Source organism: Brevundimonas sp. P7753 (assembly GCF_013386595.1).
GTDB classification, from domain to species: Bacteria; Pseudomonadota; Alphaproteobacteria; order Caulobacterales; family Caulobacteraceae; genus Brevundimonas; species Brevundimonas bullata.
Window position 1 is genome coordinate 27770 of record NZ_JACARP010000018.1, and the last position, 13342, is coordinate 41111.

11 protein-coding genes are annotated in these 13342 nt (G+C 67.2%); 7 read left to right on the forward strand and 4 right to left on the reverse strand.

From position 1 onward, the window contains the following. The first annotated feature begins 34 nt into the window (after positions 1-34). The 3 genes from HX774_RS04085 to HX774_RS04095 all read left to right on the forward strand — a co-directional run bounded on the left by HX774_RS04085 (position 35) and on the right by HX774_RS04095 (position 4365). A complete protein-coding gene (locus HX774_RS04085) occupies positions 35-784 on the forward strand; it encodes a phosphatase PAP2 family protein (protein ID WP_178824451.1) in 750 nt (249 codons plus the stop codon). Between the two features lie 67 nt (positions 785-851). Next, a complete protein-coding gene (locus HX774_RS04090; RefSeq protein WP_178824453.1) occupies positions 852-2177 on the forward strand; it encodes an acetyl-CoA hydrolase/transferase family protein in 1326 nt (441 codons plus the stop codon). Positions 2178-2262: 85 nt separating this feature from the next. After that, positions 2263-4365, forward strand: coding sequence for a response regulator (locus tag HX774_RS04095; RefSeq protein ID WP_178824455.1), 2103 nt, complete (start codon positions 2263-2265; stop codon positions 4363-4365). Here the strand turns inward: HX774_RS04095 and HX774_RS04100 are convergent. After that, on the reverse strand, positions 4362-5003 hold the full coding sequence (locus tag HX774_RS04100; protein ID WP_370523336.1) for a glutathione S-transferase family protein: 642 nt from the start codon (positions 5001-5003) through the stop codon (positions 4362-4364). The genes HX774_RS04095 and HX774_RS04100 overlap by 4 nt on opposite strands. Positions 5004-5157: 154 nt before the next feature. Here HX774_RS04100 and HX774_RS04105 point away from each other — a divergent pair, with 154 nt between their 5' ends. After that, a complete protein-coding gene (locus HX774_RS04105; protein ID WP_178824457.1) occupies positions 5158-6201 on the forward strand; it encodes a ribonucleotide-diphosphate reductase subunit beta in 1044 nt (347 codons plus the stop codon). Between the two features lie 47 nt (positions 6202-6248). On the opposite strand, the gene HX774_RS04110 is transcribed toward HX774_RS04105, so the two are convergent. Then, positions 6249-7073 carry a Ku protein gene (locus HX774_RS04110; protein ID WP_178824459.1) on the reverse strand — a complete coding sequence of 275 codons (825 nt, stop codon included), beginning with the start codon at positions 7071-7073 and terminating at the stop codon, positions 6249-6251. A 101-nt stretch (positions 7074-7174) separates the two neighbouring features. Between HX774_RS04110 and HX774_RS04115 the strand changes: the two genes are divergently transcribed. Together HX774_RS04115 and HX774_RS04120 are read left to right on the forward strand one after the other, a co-directional pair. Beyond that, positions 7175-7825 carry a DUF1345 domain-containing protein gene (locus HX774_RS04115; RefSeq protein WP_178824461.1) on the forward strand — a complete coding sequence of 217 codons (651 nt, stop codon included), beginning with the start codon at positions 7175-7177 and terminating at the stop codon, positions 7823-7825. Between the two features lie 341 nt (positions 7826-8166). Further along, entirely contained in the window at positions 8167-9639 is a 1473-nt protein-coding gene (locus HX774_RS04120) for a DEAD/DEAH box helicase (RefSeq protein WP_178824525.1), read from the forward strand. A gap of 498 nt (positions 9640-10137) precedes the next feature. On the opposite strand, the gene HX774_RS04125 is transcribed toward HX774_RS04120, so the two are convergent. Beyond that, a complete protein-coding gene (locus HX774_RS04125; RefSeq protein ID WP_255500015.1) occupies positions 10138-11418 on the reverse strand; it encodes an OmpP1/FadL family transporter in 1281 nt (426 codons plus the stop codon). Between the two features lie 197 nt (positions 11419-11615). Beyond that, on the reverse strand, positions 11616-12374 hold the full coding sequence (locus tag HX774_RS04130) for a molybdopterin-binding protein (protein ID WP_178824465.1): 759 nt from the start codon (positions 12372-12374) through the stop codon (positions 11616-11618). Between the two features lie 144 nt (positions 12375-12518). Between HX774_RS04130 and map the strand changes: the two genes are divergently transcribed. Then, positions 12519-13340, forward strand: coding sequence for a type I methionyl aminopeptidase (gene map, locus HX774_RS04135; RefSeq protein ID WP_178824467.1), 822 nt, complete (start codon positions 12519-12521; stop codon positions 13338-13340). Positions 13341-13342 lie beyond the last annotated feature (2 nt).

Consider the following 13342-nt stretch of genomic DNA (forward strand, 5'->3'; position numbering starts at 1 on the left):
GGAACAGCCAGACCAGCTTGACCGTTAGCGGCTCATGGCTCCGCATCCCACCGCCTTCCTGACCCGCGCCCTGCGCGTGGCCCGCACCGAAATCGCCGCCGTCGCCGCCCTGCTGGTGATCGCCTTGGGCACCCTGACCTTCATCGAGGTCGCCGACGACATGCGTGAGGCCGACGGCCAGGCCTTCGACCAGGCGGTGCTGCACGCCGTGCGGCCCTTCGCCGATGATCCGGGCCGTCCCTGGGGGCCGTGGTGGCTGCATGAGGCGGCGGCGGACATCACCTCGCTCGGCGGGATTTCAGTCCTGACCCTGTTCGCCCTGATGGCCCTCGGCTTCATGCTGTTTCAGGGCAAGCGGCTGTCGGCCCTGTTGCTGGTCGTCGGTCTGGCCGGCGGCGTGGCCCTCAGCGAAGGCCTCAAGGCCCTGTTCGAGCGCGAACGCCCGCCGCTGGAGTTTCAGGCGGTCGAGACCCTGAACGCCAGCTTCCCCTCCGGCCACGCCCTGTTGTCGACGGTCTTCTACCTGACGCTCGGCGTCATGCTGACGCGGGCCTTTCCGCGCAAACGGATGAAGGCCTATGTTCTGGGCTGCGGCGTCCTGATCGCCCTGCTGATCGGTCTGACCCGCATCTATCTGGGCGCGCACTGGGCCTCGGACGTCTTCGCCGGGTGGAGCGTCGGCGCGGCCTGGGCCATGGCCCTGTGGCTGTTCGCCTATGCGATCGAGCGGCGCCAGCGGCTTCATGACGCGCCCTTGCAGGACGCGCCTTCGACCAATGTCTAGCGGTCGGAAAGCGTCAGGCGTCGGATAACGGATCAAACAGAGCCGAAGTGCCGTTCGAGGAAGCGCCATGACCGATTACGCCATTCAGTACGCCGAGCGCCTCATGTCGCCCGCCGACGCCGCCGCCCTGATCCCGTCAGGGGCCAAGGTGGCCATGGCCCTGGGCGTCGCCCAGCCGCCCGCACTGCTGAAGGCCCTGGCCGACCGGGCCGAGGCGAAGGCGGTCGACGACATCAACATCTACTACCTGCTGTCCACCGCCATCGCCGGCGAGACCGTGCTGCGCTACGAACTGACCGACCGGCTGCGGCCCCACAGCCTGTTCCACGGCGCCATCGAACGGAAGCTGGAGGCGCGCGGGATCGAGGAAGGACGCCAGGGCGTCTGGTTCGTCCCTACCGGCTTCCAGCAGACGCCCAAGGTCCTGACGCGCGAAATCGGGGTCGATACGCTCGTGGCCACGGTCTCGCCGATGGACGCCAACGGCAACTTCAGCCTCGGCACCAATACCGACTACGCCCTGGCCGTCTCGCGCACCGCCAAGCGGGTGATCCTGGAGGTCAATCCGCACATGCCGCGCGTCTTCGGCGAGGGCGCCGTGCATGTGTCGCAGGTCACGGCCCTGGTCGAACACGCCGCGCCCCTGCTGGAGGCGGGCAAGGCCGCGCCCCAGCCGCAGGACCTGATCATCGGCGGCCTGATCGCCGGCCTGATCGAAAACGGTTCGACCCTGCAGATGGGCATCGGCGCCCTGCCGGACGCGGTCTGCGCGGCCCTGCATGATCACGCCGACCTGGGCATTCACACCGAACTGCTGACGCCCGGCCTGGTCGAACTGATGCGCGCCGGCGTCGTCACCAATGCGAAGAAGAGCCTGCATCCGGGCAAGACCGTCTTCACCTTCGCCATGGGCGACCGCTCCACCTATGACTTCCTGCACGAGAACCCGGGGCTGGAGGCCCGCCCGGTCGACTACGTCAACGACCCGGCCGTCATCGCCCGCAACGACAAGATGGTCTCGGTCAACGCCACCTTGCAGATCGACCTCTTCGGCGCCTGCTGCTCGGAATATCTGAACGGGCGGCAGTATACGGCGTCGGGCGGCCAGCTCGACTTCGTGCGCGGCGCCTCGGCGTCGCAGGGCGGCCAGTCCATCATCGCCTGTCATTCGACGGCGGCCAAGGGCACCGCCTCGCGCATCGTCGCCCGACTGGACGGCCCAGTGACCACGCCGCGCAATGATACGCAGATCGTCGTCACCGAGCATGGCTGGGTCAATCTGCGCGGCCTGACCGTGGATCAGCGCGCCCGCGCCCTGATCGGCCTGGCCGCGCCGCAGTTCCGCGAGGGTCTTCAGGCCGAGGCGAGGGCCCTGGGACTGATCGCGATCTAGGGAAACCGACGTAATCCTGGCGGTAGGCTTTGTTTACAATTGAGGCGCAGGTTTGACCTAGGGTGGATTGGTCGGGGAGTGGGGTATGAGCGGACGCTGGCGGGCGTTTCGTCATGAGGCGGGCCAGGAGGCCGGCCCCCGTTCCGCCGTCTACGTCCTTCTGTTCATGCTCTGCCTGTTGCTGGGGCACTGGAGCACGACGACCTTTCAGGCGGTGATCGCCTGGCCCGCCAACGGCGTGATGCTGGCGGCCTTCCTGCAACTGCCCCGGCGGCGCGCGGCGGTCGTTCTGGCCCTCTGTTTCGGACTGAACCTGCTGAGCGCCATCGTGCGCGGAGACGCCCCGCCCTTCGTCTGGCTGAATCCCATGTTGAACCTGCTCCAGGTCCTGGCAGCGGGCCTTCTCGCGCGGCGCCTGTGCGGCGCGGCTCTGGATATGCGGCGGCCTCGGCGGATGGTCCTGTTCGCCGTCGGCGCCGCGGCGCCGGCCGTGGCCCTGACCGCCACCATCAGCGTCATCGTGGCTCTGGCCGTGCGTGACTATTCTCTGGTCCGGGCCGCCTTCGCCTGGCGACACCTGTTTGCGATGGAGTTGCTGGGCCTGGTGATCGTCACCCCCAGTCTGCTGCTGTTGGCCCGGGCGCATCGCTTCCGCCAGGTCAGCCCGTCGCCGCTGGAGATCATCGCCGTCCTGGGCCTGGTGACGGCGACGGCGCTGTGGATCTTCACCCAGCCCACGCCCCTGCTCTTTCTGATGTTCCCGCCGCTGATGCTGGCGGCCTTCCGGCTGTCGCCGCCCTGGATGGCCGTCGCCCTTGTCCTGACGATGCTGATCAGCGGCCTGATGACCCTGACCGGGCATGGTCCGGTCAGCGCCTCGCCGGTCCCCTATGTGGCGGAGCTGGACAGCCTCTCGGACCGCATGCGACAGATGCCGCTCTACTACGGTTTCCTGCTGGTGGCGGCGATGACCGCCCTGCCGATCAGCGCCCTGATCGCCGAGCGCCGCTCCTTCATCGCCCGTCTGGCCCGGCGCACGGCGATCGCCCTGGAGCAACGCCGAAGGGCCGAAGCCGCCGATGCGGTCAAGTCGCGCTTCCTGGCCCTGATGAGCCATGAGATGCGCACCCCGCTGAACGGGGTCAGCGGCTACGCCGACCTGCTGTCGCGTCGCGACGACCTGCCGCGCGAGGCCCAGGCCCAGATCGCCGCCATCCGCCAGTCCGGGGAGGCCATGCTGACCCTGGTCGAGGATGTCCTGGACGTGTCGCGCGGCGACGAGCCCCTGTGCCTGGAGCCCTTCGACCTGGCCGCCCTGATCCAGGATGCGGTCGCGCTGGACGCCGCAGCCGCGCGGGCCAAGGGGCTGCGGTTCGATGTGGAAATGACGCTACAGCCCGGCGGCCGCGTGCTCGGCGACGCCCGGCGTCTGCGCGGCGCCCTGCGTCATCTGGTCTCAAACGCCGTCAAGTTCACCGACCACGGCGCGATCCGGCTTCTGGCGCGGCATGAAGGAGACCGCCTGCTGGTCGAGGTGGCCGACACCGGCTGCGGCATAGCGGACGATTTCATTCCCCGCCTGTTCGACCCCTTCGCCCAGAGCGATGATTCCCTGCGCCGTCGCCACGGCGGAGCGGGCGTGGGCCTGCCTGCCGCACGACGCCATGCCCGATGCATGGGCGGCGACATCATGCTGTTTTCGACCTCGCCGGCGGGGTCGGTCTTCCACCTGACGGCGCAGATGGAGGCGCTCGACGCGCCCGCCGCAGAAGCGCCGACTGAAGTCGCCGCCCTGCGCGCCCTGATCGTCGACGACCATCCGGTCAACCGCCAGATGCTGCGGCTGCTGATCGAGGCGGCGGGCTGCGAGGCGGTCGAAGCCGCCGACGGTCTGGAGGCGCTGGAAAAGGCCAGCGGCGGCGGTTTCGACCTGATCCTGATGGATGTGCGGATGCCGCGTCTGGACGGACTGGAGGCCACGCGCCGTATTCGCGCCCTGCCGTCCGATGCGGGCGAGGTGGCCATCCTGGCCGTGACCGCCGACGCCATGCCCGAAGACGCCGCACGCTGTCTGGCGGCGGGCATGGACGCCCACCTGGCCAAGCCCGTCACCCACGAGCGCCTCTACGCCGCCATCGACCAGACCTTCCGCGCCGCCGCCTGCCGCGACCATATCCACGCGGCCTAGGCGTCGTCGAAGGGGAAGCGTTCGCTCCAGAAGGCTTGCAGTTCCGGCAGATCGTCCACCCGGCGCATGGCGTCGGCCATGCCGGGGGCCTCGATGGAAAAACGCGCGCGACGCGGCGTCCAGCGGCTGGCCACGGCGACGTAGAGGTCCAGCACGCTCAGTTCCTCGCCCAGCAGGAAGCGCCCCGGCCTGATCTGGCTGTCCATGACGCGCCAGCATTCGGCGATGCGCTCGGCGGTGCGTCGCTTCACCTGTTCCTGCGCCGCCGCATCGTCGCCGACCAGCCTTGACGGCTCGTCCCGCACCCAGAACATCGAATAGACGGCGGCGGGGATGAAGGTCATCCAGCGCAGGAACTGCGCCCGCCTTGGATCATTGATCGTCGGTCCCAGGCGCGCTTCGGGATAGGCGTCGGCCAACCAGATGAGGATGGCGGCGCTTTCCGTGAGCGTCTCGCCGCTGGGCAGGACCAGGGCCGGGATCTGACGCATGGGGTTGGCGACGGCCACCTTGTCGCGTTCGGCCTCCCCCTCCCAGGTCACGGCCTCGATGACGCGATAGTCCAGTCCGATCAGGGTCATGGCGGCCTCGACCGGGACCGATCCCGAGCCGGCCGCGCCGTAAAGCGTGAAACTCATCCCCAGGCTTCTCCCCATCTGATTGCGCACGTCACACCATATCTAGCGTCATAGATAAATTTGATCGCAAGATAGGCCGGTTTCGACTTGGCGCCGGGCCGCGCCGGACGCATGGTGAAACTCGCTTCTCCCGGATTCGCTTCAGGTCATTTTGATGAACGCCCACTCCTCGATCATCCGCCCCGGAACAGCCGGACTGCTGACGCCCTCCGCCGCCTACAAGCCCTTCCGCTATCCGTGGGCTTTCGACATGTGGAAGAAGCAGCAGCAGGTCCACTGGATGCCCGAAGAGGTGCCGCTGGGCGAGGACGTCAAGGACTGGGCCGCCAACCTGACCGACAGCGAGCGCAACCTGCTGACGCAGATCTTCCGCTTCTTCACCCAGGCCGACATCGAGGTCCAGGACAACTACATGGAGCGCTACGGCCGGGTGTTCAAACCGACCGAAGTGAAGATGATGCTGGCCTCCTTCGCCAATATGGAGACCATCCATATCGCGGCCTACGCCCTGCTGCTCGAGACCATCGGCATGCCCGAGAGCGAGTTCGGCGCCTTCATGGAATACGAGGCCATGCGCGACAAGCATGACTTCATGGGTCAGTTCGGGGTCGATACCGACGCCGACATCTGTCGGACGCTCGCCATGTTCGGCGGCTTCTCCGAAGGCCTGCAGCTGTTCGCATCCTTCGCCATGCTGATGAACTTCCCGCGCCAGTCGAAGATGAAGGGCATGGGCCAGATCGTCAGCTGGTCGGTGCGCGACGAGAGTCTGCACTGCGACGGCATCATCAAGCTGTACCACGCCTTCAACAAGGAGACGGGCGCCGTCACCAAGGCCGTGGCCGACGACATCGTCGACTGCTGCAAGACCGTGGTCACGATGGAAGACAAGTTCATCGACCTGGCCTTCGAAATGGGCCCGGTCCACGGCATGACGCCCGACGACATCAAGCAGTACATCCGCTTCATCGCCGACTGGCGACTGCGTCAGCTGCAGTTGCCGGAAGTCTACGGCGTGACGGAAAACCCCCTGCCCTGGCTGCAGTCGCTGCTGTCCGGCGTCGAGCACGCCAACTTCTTCGAAGCCCGCGCCACCGAATACTCCAAGGCGGCGACGCAAGGCTCGTGGCACGGCGTCGACGGCGTCTGGGACAGCTTCGACGCCATGATGAAGCGCCGCGAGACGGCCGAGAGCTGAACCGCGCGCCTTGGTCCTGATCGACAACGTCGGTCAGGACCGAAGCCCTAGCCGGCCTTCTTCTTCGCGGCGGACCGGCCTGAGGCCGACTTGGGCGCCGGCCCTTTCAGGCTGGCCTTCAACGCCGCCATCAGGTCGATGACGTTCGTATCGTCCGGCTCCGGCGCCGTGACCACGCCCTTGCCGCCCTTCGCCTTGGCCTTGATCATCTCGCGCAGGGCCTCGTCGTAACGGTCGTGGAAGCGGGTCGGATCGAAGTCCGCCGCCTTCTGGCCGATGATGCGCGCGGCGATCTCGACCATGTCGGCGTCCGCCTTCACCTCGGGGATGTCGTCAAAGAACTCGTCGGCGGCCTTCACCTCGTCATGGGCGCGCAGGGTATAGGCCACTAGCCCCTTGCCGTGGACCTCCAGCGCCAGCTGCCGCTCCTTGCCGCGCAGCACCAGCTGGCCCAGGGCGATCTTGCCCGCGCTCTTCATCGCCTCGCGGATCACGGCGAAGGCTTCCACGCCCACGCCCTTTTCCGGCACCACATAGAAGGGGTCGTCCCAATAAAGCCGGTCGATGTCCGCCTCGTCGACGAACTGGTCGATGGAAATGGTCTTGGTGCTCTCCAGCTTCACCTTGTCGAAGTCGGCCTCGTCGAACAGGACGTACTCGTCCTTGGACATTTCATAGCCCTTGACCAGATCGGACCGCTCGACCGGCCCCGTGTCCGGGTCGGTCGCCACCATGCGGATGCGGTTGTTGGTGGCCGGATTGATCAGGTGAAAGCGCACGTCGCCGGCGCTGCTCGTCGCCGTATAGAGGGCGACCGGACAGGTCACGAGCGACAGCTTCAGATGTCCCTGCCAGGTCGGTCGCGCAGCCATGATCCAGTCCTCCAGCCCGGTTCAACGGGTCGAGCGAGGATTCGTTCAAGCCCCCGACTGCACTCTGGCCCCGCCCGCAGAACCGCGCCATCATCCGCCCCATGAGCTGGATCACCCGCCTGTTCCGCCTGCATATCGCCCTGTGGCTAGGGCTGGCGGTCCTGATCGTGGTCTTCGCCCTGACCCCGGACGACTGGGACTGGCCGACGCGGATCGCGGCGGGATGGGGCGGCGGCGCTGTCGCCTTCCTGGCGCTGACCTTCGCCCGCCTGTTCCGCTCCCGCTCGGTCGAGGCCATTCGCAAGCGCGCCGCCGAAATGGATCAGGCCGGCTGCGCGGTCCTGCCGCTCAGCCTGCTGGCGGCGGCGGCCAGCGTCTTCATCATCGTCATGGAGGCCGCGGGCGGCGGCCAGCCGTCAGCGGCTTCGGCCCTCTTCTCCATCGCCGTCATCGCCCTGTCCTGGCTGTTCGTGCACGTCATCTTCACCCTGCACTACGCCCACGAATTCTACGCCCCCGCCGACACAGGAAAAGGCGATCGACAGGGCCTGATCTTTCCCGGCGAGGATGACGCCGACTACTGGGACTTTCTGCACTTCGCCCTGATCATCGGCGTCGCCAACCAGACCGCCGACATCCAGATCAGCAGTCAGAAACTGCGCCGCATCGCCACCCTGCACAGCCTGGTGGCCTTCCTGTTCAACACCGTGATCCTGGCCCTGGCGGTCAATATGGCGGTCAACCTGCTCTAGCATTTACGCTCTTCGCCTTGACTTGGCCGTTATTGAGGCCCATCTGCGCTGCGTCGCACCATGCGGCGGCCGGCTTCCTGCAACGCGTGTGGGTCTTCCTCTGCGAAGACCTGATTGCAGACGCAGCCGGCAAGACCTCAGAGTCATTACGTCGTCCGGACACGCGGGGCGGCGCCCCGATCCACCCCGACGGCTTCATTCCGAAGCTCTATCGGGATTGGCGGAGCGTCTCACTCTTGTTGCGTGCGATCAGAAGGCTCCGCCTTCTCGACCCGACGCACGCGGGGACACGCTTCGTCGACAGCGAAAGACGTTCCGTGAGCAATATCACTTTTGAATCCATGGGCCTGAACAAGGCCCTCCTCCAGGCGCTGGACGCCACCGGCTATACGACGCCGACGCCGATCCAGGCCAAGGCCATCCCCGACGTCATGCTGGGCAAGGACCTGCTGGGCATCGCCCAGACCGGCACCGGCAAGACCGCCGCCTTCGCCCTGCCGATCCTGCATCGCCTGGCCGAGAACCGCATCGCGCCCAAGCCGCGCACCACGCGCTGCCTGATCCTGTCGCCCACGCGTGAACTGGCCAGCCAGATCGCCGACAGCTTCAAGCAGTACGGCCAGCACCTGGGCTTCCGCGTCGCCGTCATCTTCGGCGGCGTCAAGTACGGCCCGCAGGAACGCGCCCTGCAACAGGGCCTGGACATCCTGGTCGCCGCCCCCGGCCGCCTGCTGGACCACCTGCAGCAAAAGACGCTGGACCTCAGCTCGACGGAAATCTTCGTCCTCGACGAAGCCGACCAGATGCTGGACCTGGGCTTCATCAAGCCCATCCGTCAGATCGTCAGCCGCATCCCGGCCAAGCGTCAGAACCTCTTCTTCTCGGCCACCATGCCGTCGGAGATCGGCAAGCTGGCCGGCGAGCTGCTGAAGGACCCGGTCAAGGTCCAGGTCACGCCCCAGGCCACCACGGTCGAACGCATCAAGCAGTCGGTCGTCCACATCGAACAAGGCCGCAAGCGCGCCCTGCTCACCGAGCTCTTCTCTGACGCCGCCTATACGCGCTGCCTGGTCTTCACCAAGACCAAGCACGGCGCCGACAAGGTCGCGGCCTATCTGGAAGCCGGCGGCGTCGAAGCCGGCGCCATCCACGGCAACAAGAGCCAGTCGCAACGCGAACGCGCCCTGGAAGCCTTCAAGCAAGGCAAGCTGCGCGTCCTGGTCGCCACCGACATCGCCGCGCGCGGCATCGACGTGGACAAGGTCACGCACGTCGTGAACTTCGAACTGCCCTTCGTGCCGGAAGCCTATGTCCACCGCATCGGCCGTACGGCCCGCGCGGGCGCTGAAGGCACCGCCATCAGCTTCGTCGCCGGCGACGAGATGAAGCTGCTCAAGGACATCGAAAAGGTCACGCGCCAGAAGATCCCGGCCATCGACCGTCGTAACGACAAGGCCCTGGGCATGCTCGACGCCTCGATCATGGCCGCCGGCGTCAACTCCAAGGCCACCCTGCCCGACCGTGAAGAGCGCGGCGGACGTGGCGGACGCGGCGGCGGCGAAGGCCGCAACCGCAACCCGCGTCGCGACGGCGTCAAGCCGGAGGGCGGCGGTCAGCCGCACCGCCTGCGCAAGCCCGCTCAGGGTCGCGCCCACGTCGAACGTCCGGTCGCCGCCTATGACCCCATGGCCGGCGAACGTCCCAAGTCCTCGCCGCGCTCGGCTCCTGCCGCCGAACCCAAGGCCGTCGGCGAACTGAAGCGCCGCAGCCGCCGCCCGTCGAACGGCGGCAAGGGCTACAGCGCCCAGGGCTGATCCCCCGGATCATCGACATGCCAGAAACGCCGGGCTCTCCATGAGAGCCCGGCGTTTTTCATTTCGGCAGCCCTTTCCTCCCCACTTGTGGGGAGGGGGACCGCGTAGCGGTGGAGGGGGCGGCGCAGACGTCAGCCGTCGAGTCGCCCCCTCCGTCACGGCCGCTATCGCGTCCGCGCCACCTCCCCATCGGCTCCGCCGACAGGGAGGAAAGACCCGCCATCCCCTCCACACCGCGCACTGCCCTGTCTGGAAAAACAACGCCCTAGGGTCGTTTCACGCCCTTTCGCCAGCCCTACCTCGCCCTTCGCCTAGACTTGGCGCATGACCGCCCAGACGCCCCGCCGCACAGACCTTGCCCCCAAAACCGGCGCTCCCTCACCCGCCGCCCATTGCACCAATTGCACTGTTTTTTTCGCGGCGCCGTGCAATCCCGCCCATGAAAAACGGCGGCCCCCGCAAGGGAGCCGCCGCATTCCGGTCAGGCTGTCGCCGGGATCAGAAGGCCCAGCGCGCCCCCAGCGAGGCGACCAGGGCCGAGCCCTCGGCCGTACCGCGCAGGTGCGAGGTCGTGGCCGCCGGCGTGCCGCCGTAGAAGGTGCGGTCGTCGAAGATGTCGCTGTCGCTGAAGGCGATGTAGGTCAGACCGGCGTCGAAGGTCACGCCCGGCGTCACCTCGGTCGAGCCGCCGACCGAGAACAGCAGGCGGTCGGCGTCGGGGATGCGGGCCGTGCGCAGGCTGTCGCGGGTCGGGGTCGGATCATAGCCGACGCCGGCGCGCAGAGTGGTCTTGTCGCTGAGGGCGTAATCCAGGCCGATCGCGCCCGTGGTCACGTCCTTGTAGTTCTGATGGATCGAGTCGCCGCCGCCGGCGTACTCGACGTCGATGGCCTGGAACTCGCTCCAGCCGATGCGGTTGACCTGGGCGTTCAGCGTCAGCTTGTCGTTGACCGCATAGCGCACCGAGGCCGAGGCGAACCAGGGCGTGTTGAAGCTGGCCTTGCCGGCGGTGGCGACATTGCTGCCGGCCAGCGGACCCAGCAGACCCGAAATGGCGATGTCGCCTTCCAGCTCATGCTCGATCTTGGAGCGGTAGCTCAGGCCGAAATCCCACGGTCCCTTGTGCACCTGAGCGCCGACGTTCCAGCCATAGTCCCAACCGTCGCCTTCCAGGGTGTTGGAGCCGTCCGGCAGCAGGGGCGACAGGTTGGGCAGGGCCGAGGTCAGCTTGGCCTTGACGTACTGGGCGTCCAGGCCCGCGCCGATGTCCAGCCAGTCGTTGACCTGATAGGCGACGGTCAGGCCGGCGTTGGCCGAGCGCAATTCCGAGGTCAGGGCGTCGTAGCGGGTGAAGGAGGCCTGCTCGTACTTGGTCGTGAAGTTGTAGGGCGCGGCCACCGAAACGCCGACGGCGAAGCGGTCGCCGACCGGGGTGGCGAAGGCGAAGTTGGGCACCAGGCCGCTTTCGATCGGATCGACATTGGTGTTGCGCGGATTGGTCACCGGCGCATTGGCGCCGCCCGGATAGGTGACGTAGGAGCCGTTGTTCTTGACCTCGGAATCGATCTTGATGCCGTGCATCCCGACCGAGACTTCACGGCCGCTGCGGGCGATGGCGGCGGGGTTCCACCACATCGAGCCGACGCCGCGATCCGCCGCTTCGCCCGAGAAGGCGCGACCGGCGCCGCGCACCGATTGTTCTTGCAGATAGAAGGAGCCGGCGAAGGCCGGCGCGGCCACGGAGGCCATGAGGACAGCGAGGCCGCTGAGGCGGGCCATGTTCCTGGGAGTCATTCGGTTTCACCTATGTCAGTCCGCCCGTCCTTACTGATGCGACGGGTCGTTGTTCGGGGAGGAAGGCGACGCTAGCAGTCACAGCGACAGTGTCGCGAAAGCGTTGCCTCCAAGGCCCCTGTCGGACCGCAAATCGGCGAAACCGTGGCGGGGAAGTCGCACAATTTCACACCTTGGTGATCTTACGTTACGGCAATATCAATACCCAAAGAACGCAGTTCTCGGCAAGGATCGTGTTCCGCAAGGTCAACTTTGGCCTCGTCACGACCACGGATCACCAGCTGGGTCCCGACCGCCCCCTCGCCGCCGAAACCGAACGGATAGCTGCCGAAGGACAGGTCGCGACGCGCGTCTGCGGCGGCCCGCAGAACCTCGGCGATCGCGCCCTCGCCGACGCCGAGGACGCGGATCGTCCGGGCATGGACCACCGCCCCGGTGCGCAGGCGCGGCGCCACGTCCTGCAACATGGCCTCCATGATCTTGGGCACGCCGGCCATGACGAAGACATTGCCGACCTGGAAGCCGGGCGCGTCCGTCACCGGATTGGCGATCAGGCTGCCGCCCTCGGGAATGCGCGCCATCCGCCGCCGCGCCGCGTTGAACTCGCCCGGCCCGTAACGCCGCTCCAGGATAGCCAGGGCCTCGGGGTGCTCGGCCACCGCCAAGCCGAAGGCCGCGCCCACGGCGTCGGCGGTGATGTCGTCGTGGGTCGGGCCGATGCCGCCCGTCGTGAAGACATAGTCGCAGGTCGCGCGCAGGGCGTTCAGCGCCCCGACGATCTGATCCTGACGGTCGCCGACGGTGCGCGCCTCCATCAGGTCGATCCCCAGGGCCGCCAGAAAGCGCGCGATGGTGTTCAGGTTCGTGTCCTTGGTCCGGCCGGACAGAATTTCGTCGCCGATGATCAGGACAGCGGCGGTCGGAGCAGCTTGAGCGTTCATGCCCCCCACATAGGGAGCGCGCCGCGCCGCGTCATCGGCGCCGCCTGACGGGGTTGAGGTTTTGTGCTAGGTTGGCCATCTGACATCCCAAGCCCAGCACACAGCCGCTCCCCCCAGTCTTCGCGGCGCGCCCGAAAGCAGATCATGTACGAGACCCCCGACCTGGATAACGACGCCTTCGTCCGCAGCCACGAAATCCGCATTCACGACGCGGACGCCTTCGAGGGCATGCGCAAGGCCGGTCGCCTGGTCGCCGAAGCATTGGACATGATCGGCGAGCACGTGAAGCCCGGCGTCACCACCGGCGAACTGGACGATCTGGTGCGCGACTTCACCCTGGCGCGCGGCGGCGTCCCCGCCTGCCTCGGCTACAAGGGCTACACCAAGACGATCTGCACCTCGATCAACCATGTCGTCTGCCACGGCATTCCCGGCGACAAGGTTCTGAAGGAAGGCGACATCGTCAACATCGACCACACGGTCATCGTCGACGGTTGGCACGGCGATTCCAGCCGCATGTTCCCGGTCGGCGAGATCAACGCCCGGTCGAAAAAGCTGATCGACGTCACCTATGACTCGCTGGAGCTGGGGCTGGCCCAGGTCAAGCCGGGCAACACCTTCGGCGACATCGGCTTCGCCATCCAGAAATACGTCGAGGCCCAGCGCATGAGCGTGGTGCGCGACTTCTGCGGCCACGGCATCGGCCGGGTCTTCCACGACAGCCCCAACGTCCTGCACTACGGCCGCCGTGGCGAAGGCGCGGTGCTGAAGCCGGGCATGTTCTTCACCGTCGAGCCGATGGTGAACCTGGGCAAGCCGGCGGTGAAGGTGCTGTCCGACGGCTGGACCGCCGTGACCCGCGACAAGTCCCTGTCGGCCCAGTGCGAGCACACCATCGGGGTGACGGAAGACGGCCTGGAAATCTTCTCGGCCTCGCCGAAGGGCCTGTTCCGTCCGAAATTCTAGAC